This window comes from Pseudomonadota bacterium (assembly GCA_039033415.1).
Taxonomy (GTDB): domain Bacteria; phylum Pseudomonadota; class Gammaproteobacteria; order Xanthomonadales; family SZUA-38; genus JANQOZ01.
In genome coordinates this window covers 21,988-37,267 of sequence record JBCCCR010000016.1, presented here as the reverse complement: position 1 = coordinate 37,267, position 15,280 = coordinate 21,988, and the positions used below count along the sequence as shown (strand labels likewise).

The 15,280-nt window shown below is 63.3% G+C and carries 13 protein-coding genes; 6 read left to right on the top strand and 7 right to left on the bottom strand.

Annotated elements, in window-relative coordinates:
- Positions 1-40: 40 nt before the first annotated feature.
- Positions 41-1,468 (bottom strand): alanine/glycine:cation symporter family protein, encoded by a 1,428-nt coding sequence (locus AAF358_14305; GenBank protein MEM7706728.1) that lies wholly within the window; start codon positions 1,466-1,468, stop codon positions 41-43.
- Positions 1,469-1,674: 206 nt separating this feature from the next.
- Between AAF358_14305 and AAF358_14300 the strand changes: the two genes are divergently transcribed.
- The 6 genes from AAF358_14300 to AAF358_14275 all read left to right on the top strand — a co-directional run bounded on the left by AAF358_14300 (position 1,675) and on the right by AAF358_14275 (position 6,222).
- Positions 1,675-2,121: a hypothetical protein gene (locus AAF358_14300; GenBank protein ID MEM7706727.1), complete on the top strand. Its 447-nt coding sequence runs from the start codon at positions 1,675-1,677 to the stop codon at positions 2,119-2,121.
- Positions 2,122-2,229: 108 nt separating this feature from the next.
- Complete coding sequence (locus tag AAF358_14295; protein MEM7706726.1) at positions 2,230-2,583, top strand: hypothetical protein; 354 nt, start codon at positions 2,230-2,232, stop codon at positions 2,581-2,583.
- A 22-nt stretch (positions 2,584-2,605) separates the two neighbouring features.
- The gene (locus AAF358_14290; protein MEM7706725.1) at positions 2,606-3,805 is read left to right on the top strand and encodes a class I SAM-dependent methyltransferase; all 1,200 of its coding nucleotides are present in this window, start codon (positions 2,606-2,608) and stop codon (positions 3,803-3,805) included.
- 21 nt (positions 3,806-3,826) lie between these two features.
- Positions 3,827-4,351, top strand: a complete 525-nt coding sequence (locus AAF358_14285; GenBank protein ID MEM7706724.1) for an FMN-binding protein — start codon at positions 3,827-3,829, stop codon at positions 4,349-4,351.
- Positions 4,341-5,279: an FAD:protein FMN transferase gene (locus AAF358_14280; protein ID MEM7706723.1), complete on the top strand. Its 939-nt coding sequence runs from the start codon at positions 4,341-4,343 to the stop codon at positions 5,277-5,279. The genes AAF358_14285 and AAF358_14280 overlap by 11 nt, the downstream gene beginning before the upstream one ends.
- On the top strand, positions 5,272-6,222 hold the full coding sequence (locus tag AAF358_14275) for an alpha/beta hydrolase (GenBank protein ID MEM7706722.1): 951 nt from the start codon (positions 5,272-5,274) through the stop codon (positions 6,220-6,222). Before AAF358_14280 ends, AAF358_14275 begins: the two co-directional genes overlap by 8 nt.
- Before the next feature lie 6 nt (positions 6,223-6,228).
- Here AAF358_14275 and AAF358_14270 read toward each other — a convergent pair whose 3' ends face one another.
- The 6 genes from AAF358_14270 to AAF358_14245 all read right to left on the bottom strand — a co-directional run bounded on the left by AAF358_14270 (position 6,229) and on the right by AAF358_14245 (position 15,200).
- Positions 6,229-7,755, bottom strand: a complete 1,527-nt coding sequence (locus AAF358_14270) for an FAD-dependent oxidoreductase (protein ID MEM7706721.1) — start codon at positions 7,753-7,755, stop codon at positions 6,229-6,231.
- Positions 7,756-7,824: 69 nt separating this feature from the next.
- Entirely contained in the window at positions 7,825-10,620 is a 2,796-nt protein-coding gene (locus tag AAF358_14265; protein ID MEM7706720.1) for an MMPL family transporter, read from the bottom strand.
- Positions 10,617-11,576 carry an outer membrane lipoprotein-sorting protein gene (locus AAF358_14260; protein ID MEM7706719.1) on the bottom strand — a complete coding sequence of 320 codons (960 nt, stop codon included), beginning with the start codon at positions 11,574-11,576 and terminating at the stop codon, positions 10,617-10,619. The genes AAF358_14265 and AAF358_14260 overlap by 4 nt, the downstream gene beginning before the upstream one ends.
- The gene (locus AAF358_14255; protein ID MEM7706718.1) at positions 11,573-12,199 is read right to left on the bottom strand and encodes a PqiC family protein; all 627 of its coding nucleotides are present in this window, start codon (positions 12,197-12,199) and stop codon (positions 11,573-11,575) included. Before AAF358_14255 ends, AAF358_14260 begins: the two co-directional genes overlap by 4 nt.
- Positions 12,196-13,860: an MlaD family protein gene (locus AAF358_14250; protein MEM7706717.1), complete on the bottom strand. Its 1,665-nt coding sequence runs from the start codon at positions 13,858-13,860 to the stop codon at positions 12,196-12,198. The genes AAF358_14255 and AAF358_14250 overlap by 4 nt, the downstream gene beginning before the upstream one ends.
- The gene (locus AAF358_14245) at positions 13,857-15,200 is read right to left on the bottom strand and encodes a paraquat-inducible protein A (GenBank protein ID MEM7706716.1); all 1,344 of its coding nucleotides are present in this window, start codon (positions 15,198-15,200) and stop codon (positions 13,857-13,859) included. Before AAF358_14245 ends, AAF358_14250 begins: the two co-directional genes overlap by 4 nt.
- Positions 15,201-15,280 lie beyond the last annotated feature (80 nt).

Sequence of the window (15,280 nt, the reverse complement as noted above, 5' to 3'; positions counted from 1 at the left end):
CGGAGATTTTTGACGCCTGGGGCGTCAACGGCCTGATTCGTCAGCCGGCCGGGCGGCCCCGCTTCCGATAGTCCTCAACGTCCCGGCGCAACTCCGGCAGCAGCAGATACAGGGCGATCACGTTTGGGACCGCCATCGCAAACAGCATGGAGTCGATGAAATTGAGGATCGCTGACAGCGATACGGCGGCGCCGGTGGACAGCAGGAGGCAAAGAACGAGCTTGAAGGTCACGTCCGTCGCTCGCGTTGGTCCAAAAAGATAAGCCGCTGCCTGGCTGCCGTAGAACGCCCAGCTCACCAGCGTGCTGAACGCAAACAGCAGCGAGGCGACCAGCAGCAGGTAGGGAAACCAGCTGAAGGTCTGTGCAAAAGCCGCTGAGGTGATTTCGATACCGACCGCCTCGGGCTGGAAGAGAAACGGTTCGTAGACGCCGGTCACGACCACTACCAGCCCCGTCAGGGTACAGACCACAATCGTGTCGATGAATGGCTCCAGGAGTGCCACGTACCCTTCGGTGAGCGGCTCGCGGGTTTTGACCGCCGAGTGGGCGATCGCGGCGGAGCCCACGCCGGCCTCGCTGGAGTACGTGGCGCGCTTCATCCCGTTGATGAGCGCGCCGACAACGCCACCGCCGGCGGCATCCAGCCCAAAGGCGCTGGCAAAGATCACGCTGACCGCGCCCGGTATCGCCTCGATATTCAGCGCCAGAATGGTCAGCGCAGCGCCGACATAAAGCAGCCCCATCGCCGGGACAATCAGCCGGGCGGCAGCGCCGACGCGCCGAATGCCGCCGAGCACAATCGCCGCCACCGCCGAAGCCATGATCACGCCGAACACCACGGGGGCTGATACGCCGGTGACGTTGGCAAACTGGGCGTGTGCCTGATTGACCTGAAAAACGCTCACCGATGCGCCCATGGCCATGACGGCAAAAAAGATGGCCAGCGTCTTGCCCATGCGGTTCATGCCCAGGCGGGCAAACACCGCTTCGATGTAGAGCATCGGCCCACCGAGCGTGCGTCCGTCGGGAAGCACGCGGCGATATTTCACGGCCAGCGCGCATTCGGCAAACTTGGCCGACATCCCGAAAAATCCGGCGACAACCATCCAAAACAGGGCGCCGGGCCCGCCCAGCGTGAGGGCAACGGGCACCGAGGCGATGTTGCCCAGGCCGATGGTTCCGGACAGCGCTGCCGACAGGGCCTGAAAGTGGGTGATTTCTCCGGGCGCGTTGGGGTCGCCGCGCCGGGTGAACAACAGCTTCCAGCCGTGACCGAAGCCGCGGATATTGATCAGGCCCAGCGCCAGCGTCAGCACCAAGCCCGCGAGCATCAGCCAAACCACAACAAGCGGCAGCGAAACGCCGAGCAGATCCACCGAAAAGAAGACCACCGCTGACACGGCGTCGGCGACGGGCGTCAGAGTGGCGTTGATGCGTTCGGCAATGGTTGTCGGTTCGTCGTTCACGGCGGATTAAGGAGCCGGGCCAGGAGCGGCGCATTGTACTGCCTCGCCGATACTTCGGCAGTGCTACAAACGAAGGTTGTACTATCCTCTCGGAGCCGCCGTTCGGGCGAAAGGGCTGGGAGGCAAGTTGAAAGCGGATCGATTGGTCAACGGCGGCGTTCAACCACAAAACGCCAAAGTCTTCGGCGCCACGGAGCACCCGAGCCATGAAGCGTAGCCACCGACTGTCGATCTACTGGCTTTCGGGCGGCTTGCTCCTATCGGGGCTGATCTGGCTGTACGGCTTCTATTTCGTGCGCGTCGTGGATCAGTTTGGTTTTGAGAATCCCCATCCGGCGCAAAAATGGCTCCTGGTGGCGCACGCCCTTTTTGCGCTGCCGACGGTGTGGCTGCTGGGCTTCCTGTGGCACATACACATCAAGTCGGGCTGGCAGAAAAGGCTCAAGCGCTGGACGGGCGGGACCCTCTGCGCCCTGGCGCTGTGGATGGCATTGAGCGGCTATACCCTTTACTACGTCGGCAGCGATACGGTTCGGAGCTGGCTTTCCTGGTCTCACTGGATTGCCGGCCTCTTGGCGCTGGTGATCCTTCTGTTTCATATCTGGCAGAGCCGCGCACTGGGGCTCAAGGAAGGCAGCGCCAGCGGCGATTAAGGGTGGTCCTGCCGGAGCTGGAACGGTTTCCGGGTCGGCGCCCGCTTTTATGTCGCGCCGTTCCTGGTCTATATTGGAATGGCCAGATCTTTCGACAGGAGAGATATCGTGTCCAAGTCCACCGAAAAACCCGACCGCGAGACCTACGTCAGCTCACCGGTTCCCTTCGACTTCGGCGCCCAGGAGATGCTCGGTAACCCGGCTCTGGACAACGTCGTCACCTGCCTCGTGGCTATGGGTGCAGAGCTTTGGGCCACCCGGCGCCGGCTTGGCGCGCTGGAGGCGATCTTAGAAGAGAACGGCGTCCCGGCTGACGCGGTTTCGAAATATGTTCCCAGCAAGGAACAGGAAGAGGCGTGGGAAGCTGAGCGTGATCGCTTCATCGCGCTGGCCCTGGCGCCGCTGGGCGACAAGGCGTTTCGAAAAATCTCTTCGGACGACAACGGCTTTACGCAGTTCTGACTGACATGAGTGGTGAATCGTGATGGACAGACGTGAATTACTGAATATGGCGGCGGTCAGCGCCGCCGCAGCGGCGGGTGCCGGCACGCTGGCTGGCAGCAGCAGCGCGCAGGCGACCACCCAAGCGCAGCGCATCGAATCCTTTTTTGCACCCCGCGGAGGAGATGGCCGACACCAGCGGCTCGGCTCGTTCGACGCCGAGAGTCGGCAGGACTTCACCAAGGGCTTCCGCGACATGCACCGAAAGACGATCCGCGCCAACGCGTATGCGGCGCTGGATCGCCTGCTCGAGCGAGAGGGGATCGACCCGACCGTGAAGGTGGATATGAAAGGGTTGCTCCAGCTCATCGAGGATGAGCCGGCGATTAACATCTCGCCGCATACCTGGATCGCGAATCAGCGCCTGACCTGGCAAAACCTGCAGCATTACCTCCACGCCAACGCCGACCGCTACCTGTCGGAAATGGAGGCGGCCGACCTCAGCGGGCCTGGCACGCTCGAACTGAATCCGCAGCTGCAGATTCCGGAACACGCCAGCCACCAGATTCACATCCAGCCGGGTGGCTACGTGGGTGACCCGTTTGCCGGCCACATGTATCACTACGGCACCAACAGCTTTTATTTTGGCGGCCGGGGTCACAACAATCAGGACCAGATCCACCGCGGGGCTGCTGAGAACATTCCGATGCCCGCTGACGGCAAGGTGAAGCGCATCCTCGATTACGGCTGCGGCATTGGCCAGTTTTCGCTGGCGCTCAAAGAGCGCTTTCCCGACGCTGAGGTCTGGGGGCTGGACGTCGGCGGGCCGATGGTTCGCTACGGGCACATGCGGGCCGCGCGGCTGGGCTTCGACGTGAACTACGTGCAGCGGCTGGCTGAAGACATGGGTTTCCCGGCCGGCTATTTTGACATTGTCACCAGCTTCATCGCCCACCACGAAATGCCGGCAACAGTGTCGCATCAGGTGATTGCGGAAGCGCAGCGCGTGACACGCCCCGGCGGCGTCTACTATCCCGTCGATTTCATCTCCGGCGGCAAACAGATGATTCCTCGGGCGCTTTTCGGACGCTGGTGGGACCACCGCTGGAACAACGAGCGCTGGTCGCTGGAGTACCACGAGATGGACTTCAATGCAGAAATCCAGGCCCGGGGCTTCGACGAGGTCGCCAAGGCCGAGCCCGTCATTCGGGGGTTTGGCATTCGACATTTCGTTCGCGTCTAGTAAATCGATGCTAAGGGCGCGGTGAAGTTTCGCTTCCTGCTGGCGCCGGCGGTTGCGCTTGGCGCAAGCGCCGTGGCCGTCGCTGACCAGTTCCAATCGCTGGAACAGGGCATTGCGCGGATTTATCCCAACGAGGCGCTCACGCCTGCGGACTTCAAGCTCAACTCGCAGGACTACGCCAAGCTCAAACACGAATATCAGGTTCCCTCGATCCGACCGCAGGTAAAGGCCTGGCGGGCCGAATCGGGCGACTGGCTGTTCCTCGACCAGGTCTACGGACTCAACGACGTGGTGACCTACCTGCTTGGGGTCGACACGCAGGGTCGGATTTCCGGGCTTGAGGTCCTGACCTGTGAAGAAGGCTACTGCGACAGCCTCTACACGGATGAGTGGCTTGGCCAGATGGCGAAAGCGACCCACGGACGCTGGATGCCGGAGGACGTTGTCCCGATCGTTTCTGGCGCCACGTTGTCGACCACCCACGTGGCTGAGGGCGTCAAGAAGCTGCTTGCCATCCACGCACGCTATCTGCCCGATGCGGACTGACGGCGTAGCGGTCGCCAGGCAACGTTCGCCTTTGCCGACGGTCGGTTGGCTGGAGCTGCATCTCGGAACTCGAGTCGAAATCTCCTGCCGGGCAGAGCAACGCAACGCGGGTGAGGCGGCGGTGCAGGATGCCTTTGCCGAGATTCAGAACATCCATCAACTGATGAGCTTTCATCTCCCGGACAGCGACGTATCCCGACTCAATCGGCGCGCGGCGCGGGAGGTTGTGACGGTGGATCCCCGAACGGTCAAAGTCGTCCGCGCCGCGTGTGAGCTGTCGCGCCAGTCCCAAGGGCATTTCGATTGCACCACGGCCGCGGAGCTGGTCGGCGACGGCCACCTGCCGCGCCCGGTGTCTTGCGATGCACCGGACCCCAATGCCTCCTGGCAGGACATCGAGGTCCTCTCAGACGACACGGTATCGTTCCGCCGTCCGCTCTGGCTTGACCTCGGCGGAATCGCCAAGGGGTTTGCCGTTGACCGGGCGCTGCACCGATGCCTTGCCGGCGAGGTGAAGGCGTGCCTGGTGAATGCCGGCGGCGACTGTCGGGTGAGCGATGCGCTGACTGCCTCGGTCACGCTCGATGTCCCAGGCCAACGCAACGATCAGGCGGCGACCATCCAGCTATCCGGCGGCAGCCTGGCGAGCAGCTGCGCGGGCCCAGGCGATGGGATGCGCGAAAGCGCGAAAGCCGGTCCGCACTATGACGGCCGCCGGCGTCGACCGCTCAACAAATCGATTTTTGCCACGGTGTTGTCGGAAGATTGCATGATCGCTGATGCCTTAACCAAGGTTGTGCTGTGCCTGGGAGATGAGGCCGCGCCGATTTTGGCGCGCTGGCGCGCAACGGCGTTTCTGTTCAACGCGGACAGCGGCTGGAAACAGCTACCCGCCCCGAGGTCTGCTTGGAGAAAAGCTCATGGTTGAAACCACCCGTCGCCAGCTGCTGCTCGGCACCGCCGCCGCGGGCGCCGCCATCCTGGCCAACGCGCTGCCGGTGCGCGCAGAGCCGCGCAAGACGCGAGCGGAGCTCAATCCCTACGCGCTGCGTTCAGGCCCCATGGATGCACCGTTTGTCCCGCGTCGCGGCTATGCCGACGGACCGTATGGTCAGGTGCACTTCCGGGACACGGGCGCCGGCTTACCGCTGGTGCTTTGCCACCAGGCGCCGCAGACCTCTCGGCAGTTCAGCAACGTCTACGAGCCGCTTCACCGGCGCGGGATCCGCGCGATCGGTATTGATACGCCAGGCTTTGGCGAGTCGGACCCGGCACCGTTTGTGCCGACCATCGAAGACTGGGCGGGCGTGATTCCCGCGGTGCTCGATCATCTCGAGATTGCACAGGCGGACGTGCTCGGGCACCACACGGGCGCGATGGTGGCAACGGAAGTAGCGCTTCAGTTCCCGGCCCGGGTGCGTCGCCTGATCGTCAACGGGCCGCTGCCGGTGGATGACGCTCAGCGCCAGGAATACCTCGAAGGCCTGCAGGAGCGGGAGATCGATTTCCGCTACCTCGTTGATGGCAGTCACCTGCAGGCCTCGTTTGCCACGCGCTTCCGAATGTATGGAGAGGGCGCTGACCCGAAAACCATTACGCGCTACGCGGTGGAGAAATTCCAGGGCTACGCGCCCTTTTGGATTGGCCACCATGCGGCGTTTATTTACGATCACGCGGCGGCGATGAGAAAGGTAAAGCACGATACCCTGATCCTCACGAATACCGGTGATGTGATCAACGAGGAGGCGCACGAAGCCAAGCAGCTGCGGCCGGACTTTGCGTTTGCCGAGCTCGACGGCGGTGGCGTGGATATCGTCGATCAGCAGCCCGAGGCCTGGGCGGATGCCGTTGCGGCTTTTCTGAAGGCGTAGCGGTTGCTATGCAAAGTCCAGCAGTTTCTGACCGAGAAGCCGGCCGAAGGTCAACGCGGGCGTCACCAGCATGCCGCCGCAGTAGGACCGGCCGTTGAACTGGCCTGAGCCGAGCAGCTCGCCGGCCGCATAGAGATTGGCGACGGGTGAGCCGTCTTCACGAATCACCCGCAGCCGATCGTCGACCGCGACCCCGGCAAACGAGGTCAGCAGCCAGCTTTGTAGCTGAACGGCGTAGAACGGGGGTTCGGCAATGGGCAGCGGCAGGTGCTGCCGGCCCAGGCTGTCGCGGCCGTCAGCCTGACCGCGGTTGTAGTCGGCAACGGTAGCGGCGAGGCCCGCTGCGTCGATCCCCGCGGCCTTAGCAAGCTGCTCGATCGAGTCGGCCTTGTAAAACATCGCCATCCCGCTGTCGAAGGCCAGACGGATGTCCTCGGCGTCGAGCGGCCCTGCAAACGAGCCGCGTACGAGCTGCGGGGCACGCGTAAAGATGGCCTCGTCAAAGATCACCCAGCACCGTTCCTCGGGCTGCTCGAGTAAGGCGTTTTCATGGGCATGGTGGCTGGGGATATCTTCACGCAGGAATCGCTGGCCGTGGGCGTTGACATAGATCTCCCAGGGCGGGCGAGCTGGCGGCCAGGGTCGCACGGTGCCAATCATGCGGGCTGGATAGCTGTCGCTGGCCAGCACAGCGCCAAACAGCGGCAGGTGATGTTCGCCGCCGCGTACGGAGCCGCCGGCGGTTAACGCCAGCGTGATGCCTGCTCCCTGGCTGTAGGGGTAGGTCACATCAGCGAAGTCGCGCGCGCCTTCGAGCTGCAGGAACATGTCTTCGTTGGCCGTATAACCGCCGCAGGCCAGCAGCGTATGGCGTGCAGAGTGCTGAACCACCTCGCCGGCTTCGTCGCGTGCGATCACCCCTGCCACCGATCCGTCAGGCGTCAGGACCAGCTCGGTCACTTCCGTCCGCAGGCTGACCGATACCCGACCGGCGTCGATGTGCGGCTGAAGCTGTTCGTTGAGAACGCGAATGATGGACCGTCCCTGATCTTTACCCCAGGCGTAGCGGGCCTGGCTGTAGGGCTCGTGATTGGTGCCGGTGACGGGATGTTCATCGTGCACATCGAGCCCGTGGTCCATCAGCCAGTCGAAGGTCGCCGCGGCGTTGAACACCGCGAGTCGAACCAGATCGGGGTCCGCCGTCCCTTCGCTGATGCGCATAATGTCGTCGTAGTGCAATTGGGGGGAATCTTCGATCCCTTTGCTCGCCTGCAGCTGGGTGCCGGCTGCGCTCATCTGGCCTGAGGACAGCCAGAGCGTCCCACCAAGCTGGGTCGCCGCATCGATGATCAGCACCCGGGCGCCTCGCTCGGCGGCGAAGATGGCGGCCGGCATCCCGGCGTTCCCGCCGCCGACTACCAGCAGGTCCCAGACGGGAGACTGGCTCTCCTGAGCGTGAGAGGGCAACGCCGCCAGTCCCGGCGTTGATCCGAGGATGGAGAGAACGCTTCGGCGCGACAGCTTTTGGCTCATAAGGTGGGTCTCATCCGTTCGGTTCTCCGCCAGTATAGGGCAGGGCCCTTATCGTGCGCTGCAGGCGTGTCAGCCGGGGTTGCCGTGATCGAGCGTGTCGGCCAATCGCTCGCCTAGAATGGCGCTGATGTTGAAGTTGAGGTTCGCGACAATCGTGGGGAAGAACTTGAGGTCTTTCTGCATGCGGTCGAACTGAAAGCGCAGCACCGTCACCGGCGTGCGCGCCCGCACGTCCGCGGTACGCTCCACCGCGCGGATGTAGCCGATCTCACCGAAGATCTCTCCGGGTTTCAGCATCGCCAGCGTTCGGCTGCTGCCCCCGTCCCGCCGAATCACCTCGGCCTCCCCTTCCAGGATCAGATACATGCTGCGGCCGACCACCCCTTGCTCCACCAGCAGCTCACCGGCTTCGACCTCGTGCATTTCCGAAATCAGAATGGCTTTGCGGCGCTGATAGCCGGACATGCCGCTGAACAGCGTACTGCGGTCAAGCACCTCGCGGTCGACCCGCATCGAGAGGATCTGATAGAGCCCAACCAAACGAATTCGGGTCATCAGGATCGGAGTGACCAGCAGGTTGGCGATAATGGAAATCAGCATCGTGGCCGCTGCCAGGGCGCCGAACTGGGCCACGACGGTAAAGTTGGAAAAGAGCAGCATCCCAAAGCCCAGCGCCAGCGCCAGGCTGGAGCTGATGAGGGGCGTGGCCACATCGTCCATGGAGTCATGGACGGCCTGCACGTAGTCAGAAGTTTTGCGGCAGCGTTCGTTGTAGCGCGCCAGCAGGTGGATGGTGCCGTCTACCGCAATTCCCACAGCGATCACCGCCACCATGGCGGTACCTGGATTCAGCGGGATGTTCAGCAGCCCCATGATGCCGAACATCAGCGCGATGGGAATGATCGCGGGCACCAGCGCCAGCGCGCCACCCTTGAAGGAGGTGAACATGATCGACATCAGGACGAAGATCAGCAGCAGCAGTAGCGCCAGCGCTTTGAGCTGCGCCACCATCAGGCTTTCGGCGGCCTGATTGACCATGAGGTTTTCGCCGACGATGTCGGCCTGGATCCCTGGCCCCGTAATCGTTCCGAGCGCGTCCTCGAGCTCCCGTACGTATTCGTTGAGCGTATGGGAGTCGCTGATGGAATGGCGCACGAGGATGTTGGCGCGGCGATAGTCGTGGCTGACGTAGCTTTCCAGTTCGCTGCGGTGGAAAAAAAGCAGGTACTGGGCGATCAGCGCGCGCGTTTCGGGCAGGTCGCTGCTGGCGAAGCGGCCCCGGAACTGTTCGTTGACGTAGCGCAGGTGATCAGCGAGCGACAGGCTGCGGTCGTAGGCATCCTGCGCGCGCGCAAACTCCTGGATCTCCGCGAGCTTTCGGACGTTGTCCGGCTCCAGAAACGCCCGATCGGAGTCGGCTTTCAGCGTGACAAAAAACACCCGAACACCGGCAAGTTCGCTGCTGATGCGGCGCGTGTCCTGAACCAGCGGCCGATCGCTGGGGAAATAAGACAGCGGATCGTTGGTGACGTAGAGCTTGGACGCTTCGTAAAGAAAAAAGACGACAAGCCCCGCGGTGATCAGCAGGATGCCGATTGGGAACCTGCGCTGCGATTGGCGAAACAGATTGACGATACGACCCGACAGATGAACAGCGGGCCGCTGCTGCGCTTTGGCCTCCGCCTCGGCGATAAAAGCCCGCGGCAGTCGGGCAGGGCCGAGCTGCGACAGCAGCGGCGGAACAACCAGCACGGTAACGATACCGTTGGCGACCATGGCGACCGTGGCGGCAATCGAAAACTGTTTGATTAGACCGATATCGCTGAACAGGTTGGCCGCAAAACCGAGCGTGGTGGTGATCACCGTCAAAATCAGCGCCAGCCCGGCGTGGCTCGCCAGGTAGCGGATTGCGGTGCGACGGGCCTGGTTGGGCTCCTGTTGTCGGTGCTCGGCGAGCCCGCGAAAGTAGGCCGCGATCAGGTGCGTGTCTTCGGTGGAGCCGATGGCGATGATGAGCGACGGGATCATCGCGCTCAGCATATTCATCGGCACGGCCAGCCAGCCGAGCAGACCAAAAGTCCAGATGATCGACAGTGCGGACGTCACCAGCGGCACCATCGCCGCCACCGAGCTGCGCAGAAACACCACCATCGCCAGCACCAGCGCTGCGGCAGACAGGGGCGCCAGGAGGCGGAAGTCTCCGCTCAGGCTCGCGGCCAGCTCCGACTGGATTCGCGGAGGGCCTACCTGGAACAGGCCGTCGAAATCGCCCCGAAACGGCGCCATGGCCGCCTCGAGCGCATCGTTGAGCGTCTGGTCAAAGTCCGGCCGATCGTTGTTATCGCCAACCGACACCAGGAGGGCGGTGGCGGTACCGTCGGTCGACAGAAAGTTGCCGAGGTACAGCGGGTTAGCCAGAGCCCGGTCGCGCGCCGCCTCGGCATCCGCCAGCGTCTTGGGCACGTCGGCGAGTACCGGCATCGATTCGATCTGGGACACGGCGCGGGCATTTTGATCATCGGGCTCAATGCCGCGGATCGCGCGCAGGCTGAAAACGCTGTCGACCCGCTCGACGTCCTCGATTCGTTCGAGCGCAAGCTGGAGCTCATTCAGGCGCTGAAGGCCCTCCGGCGTCCAGAGGAGACTATCTGAGGCGTACACGATGGTCAGGTTGTCCGACCCAAACTCCTCCATCACCTGCTGGTAGGCCACGCGGGCAGGATCATTTTCGGGGATCAGATTCCCGAAGCTGGTGTCGATCTCCAGCTTCGGTAGCCCCATCGCCGCGAGGACGGTGACGGCGGTCACCAGCGCCACCACCCACAGCGGGCGCCGGAAGCCGAGCGTGAACAGCGCGTTGATCACGCGTCCACCTCCAGCGGTGCGGCGGCATCCGTTGTGTCATCAGGAGGCTCCGCCGCTTCCTCATCGACCGCCGGCGCGTTGGCGAAGATCCAGTCGGCCGTAAACACCTCATCGGGCACGTAGTCCGGCGAGAACACGCGCTGGTCGACCTTGATAATCGTCTGATGCACCTCGCGCAGGTTATTCATCAGCATCATGTTGGCGCGCCACGTTTCGCCGTTGACCACCACCAGGTCGTGGTGAGTTTGCCGCGACTCGACCGCGCCGTTTGCGGCGAAGTGGTCGGTGCGGGTAATGAAAAGCCCTTCCTTGATAACGAAATGGCGCCGCAGCGGCGCCGCCGTGGCGGGGTCGACGCCGGGGTCGAACGCGTCGACCACGTAATATTCCGCCTGATCCATCAGCGCGTCGCGGCGACGCTCGTAGCGGTAGTGGTCGAGGTTTTCGCCGGTGAGATTCTCGATCGAAAAATCGGTGCCGAGAAAATGCGGATCCGTGATCGCAAAATCTTCGCCTTTCAGCGAATTGTTGCTGATCAGCTGTCGCCCTAGCGCCGGCAAAAACACCTGGCGCTTTGACGTACCGTCTGGATACAGCGTGGCCAGCAGCGCCATGCCGAGCAGTTCACTGGGATCGGTAAAGCGCAGCAGGACCCTCACGCTGCCGTCCGCTTCGAGCCGCGAGTAGAGCGTCAGGCGTCGAGTCTCGCGGCGACCGTGTCGGTCCACCAGCACCATCGACTGCTCCTCATAAACGTGAGGATAGCGCTGGTGCCGGCCGTACACCGCGTCCATCAAGTCCCGCCCCGAGGCGTTGGCCATCGGAGACCCGGTAGGCTCCGCGGCGGCAACCGCAGCGGATGACTCCTCCGGCTGCGCATCGAGCGGAGCGACTGGCGCTAACCAGCCGGCCAGCATTAGCGCCGTCATCAAACCGATGGGGCGAGACAGGGTCAAGAATCGGCATCCAAAGTGACAACCTGCCGCGCAATAGCCACGGACAGCTCGCCAAACAGGCTTTGCATGGACGCGACAATTGCGTCGTAATCGCCCGCTCTGACCGTGCTCGCCGAGGTCAGCTGACTCTGAAAGCTGCGTACCGCCTGAGCGCCGCTGGCGTCCAAAATCTGCCAGCTGGCGTCGAGACGAACGGTGCCAGCCACGTCTCGCTCAAACTGCGTGACGCTGACCCGCACCCGGTAATCCGGTGCGGTAGCGCTCCGCGCCCCGGGCGCGCCGATACTGGGGCTGCCGAGCAGCCGCGAGAGGTTGCGAGACAGCGTGCGCAGCAGGTTCTTACGCAGGTTCTCACTCCACTGGTGAGCCTCCGAAAAGTGCATTCGGTTCGGAGCCGCCTGGGTCGCGATCTGGACCCGCTCCAGGTATTGAGGCAGATCCAGCCCGATGATCTGTACCGCGGACGGCGCATCGCCTGGGCTCAGCGCATCAGCCTCAATCGGGCCAATGATGTAGTAACGCGTCGGCGCGCCACCGCCACCGGCGCAGCCGGCAAGGGTGAGCGCCAAGGCAAGCGTCGCGGCAAACAGTCGGGTAGATCGGATACAGGCAGCGGTGATCATGGGTCTGACTCCGAATCATTGTCCTTACCGAACAGCAGCGAGCTGGGCTGGCGCTGGAGCAGGTCCATCAGGTTGCGGATCGAGCGCGCGGTTTCTTCGAGCTCCGCGGTGAGCTGCGTCAGGTTGTACTGAAGCGGCGAGGACGGCGTCAGCACGTCGCTCGTCAGCTCCAGCGCTTCGTCCAGCTGCACCAGCGCCGTGTTTGCGGCGCTGAGGGTCTGATCCAGGTTGCCGGCGTCGAGGTCCTTCAGCACGTTGCGCAGTGACCGGATCGAGGCCTGTAGATCGGTGGCTACATCACCACTGATGTCGGTGTTGATCAGACTGTTGGCGCCCGCCAGGACGCCGTTGAGGTTTTCCGCCATCGCTTCGAGATCGATGGAATCGAGCTGCGAGATAAAACGGTCGACCGTGGCGGTGATCGCCTCAAAGCTGCCGGCGATGGTGGGCAGTTCGGGGTAAGGCTGTTTGCCGTCACCGCGAAGATCCAGCGGCGCCTCGTCATACATGTTGAGCTCGACAAACAGTTGCCCGGTGAGCAGGCTGCCGGTCTGGAGCCGCGCCCGCAGACCGCGCTCAACCAGCGTGGACAGGATGTTTTCGGGCGCCTGCTCGAGATTCTGCTGGCCGACAATTCGATCGGGCTCCAGCTCGATGATCACCGGGATCAGAAAGCTGGTGTCGTCCGCGTTGAACTCCAGGCGTACGTCGTGAACGCTGCCGACGCGAATCCCCTTGAGCTCCACGGGCGCGCCGGCGTTGAGCCCTCGTACCGAGCTGTCGAAGTAGAGCACGTAGCGCAGGCGCCGGGCGTAAGCGCCCTCCGCGATGGCCTGGAAATCGGGATACAGCGTAAAGACCAGGTCGGAGATGTTTTCGGGAACGGGCTCGGTGGTGTTGGGCGTCTCAAAGGCGATCCCGCCAAACAGGAGCGACTGGACCGAAGCGGTACGTACCTCCAGCCCGTCAGCGCCGAGCGAGATGTCCAGGCCGCTGACGTTCCAGAAACGCGTGTTGCCGCGGATGAGCTGGTTGTAAGGGTCGCGGACAAACGCGTGCACGTAGACGCTCTGCGCATCGCTCGCCAGGTCATAGCCGAGTACCTCACCCGCCAGCAGGCCCTGGTAGTAAATGGGTGAGCCCGTGTCGACCGATCCGAGTGCGTCGGAGATCAGCGTGATCCGCGAGCCTTCGTCTTCGGCGCTGATCAGCGGCTGGCGTTCGAGGCCGACAAAGTGTCGCTGGCGCGAACCTGGCCCCGGGTCGATTTCGATGTAGGCGCCGGACAGCAGCGTTTCGAGCCCCGAGGCGCCGCGCACGCTGAGCTGGGGCCTGACAACCCAGAAGCGCGTGTTGCGCCGAAGAAAATCGTCGAGCCCCTTGTTCAGCCGCAGATTGGCGATGATGTTACCGAAGTCGTCGGCAAACTGAACGTTCTCGACCATTCCGATATCCACGCTCTTGTACTTGACCCGGGTCTTGCCGACCTCGATGCCGGCCGCCGTTCGGAAACTGACGGTTGCGGTGGGGCCCTGTTCGGTGAGCGTTTTGACGATCAGCCACCCACCCACCGCCAGCGTGACGATCGGCATGAGCCACACCATCGAGAAACCTGAGCTTTGGCTGACCTCCGGTGAAGCGACGGGCGGCTGGTCGTTCATGCTGCCGGTTCCGCCGCGGCCTGAGTTGATCCATTCGGCTGAGGATTCAGATCAGCGTGATCCCAGATCAGCCGGGGGTCAAAGCTGTGGGCAGCAAACATAGTCAGGATGACGGCGGCTCCAAAAAAGGTGACGCCCAGACCCGGCTCAATCGAAGCCACCAAACCCAGGCTGACCAGGCCGGCCAGCAGTGCCACCAGGAACACGTCGATCATCGACCAGGCGCCGATCATTTCAGTGACGCGATACAGTGCCGTGCGATCTTTCGGTCGCCAGGTCGCGTCCGACCGGATCGAGCGCAGCAGCAGGCTCAGCGAGACCAGCTTGGCGACAGGCACGGCGACGCTGGCAAAAAAGACGATGAGCCCCAGTCCCCAGGCGCCGTCCTCCACCAGGTGCACCACGCCGCCCAGAATGGTGCTGGGCTCACCCTGACCCAGCTTTTTAAAGGTCATCACCGGCAGCAGGTTGGCGGGAATGAGCATGACCACCGCCGCGGCCATCAGGGCCCACGTGCGCTGCACGCTGTTGGCGAGCCGGGGGTGCAGCGGCGCATGGCATCGAGCGCACTGAGGATGGGGGTGCTGTGAGGCCCGATTGAGCAGGCCACAGCTGTGACAGTGCAGTACCCGGCCGGCTGCGGGCAGGTCAGCTTCGGTCAGCCGACGCAGGCGCAGCGGTCGCCAGATCACTTCCGGGTCAAAGCCGGTTCGCGCCGCCGCGTAGACCACCACCAGCGCAAAGAGTGCGTACAGGCCTGGTCCCGGTACGACGGTCGCGAGATCCTTGAGCTTTACGATGGCGATCAGCGTGCCCAGCAGAAAGACCCCGATCAGGCTCCATGACCCGAGCGCGTTGACAACGCGGTAGACGAGCCGCATGCCTGGAGCCACCACGTCCAGCCGGCTCGCGATCAGTAGGTACAGCGTGCCCGCGATCGTTACAAATGGGAAAGCGATGCTGGTGAGGAACACCACGAGCCCAAGCTCCGCCATGCCAAAATCCACCAGCGCCAGACCACCGCCAATGACGTGGTCCTCCTCAACAATGCCGCCGACCTTCAGTGCAAGAAAAGGAAACGTGTTGGCGATAAGCAGCAGCACCAGCGAAGCCAGATACAGGGCCAGTGAACGATCGAGCGACGCTGGGACGCCCCGGTAGAGCAGCGCGCCGCATCGTTTGCAGGTGGCTTTGGCACCGGGAGCGATCGGCTCACGACGATAGATGGCGTCGCATTCATGGCAGGCAATGAGCGGGATCTCGGCGCCGGATGTTTCGGAAGGCGCAAAGCCGGATTCGCCGTCACGCGCAGCGGACGCTTGGTCAGCCGGCGCAGCCAATCCGATCCCTCCTCTTTCCCATCTCTGAAGTCTACCAGAGCCTCGCGCGCTGTCCCGAGTTCGTGACGCGGTCCACAGCG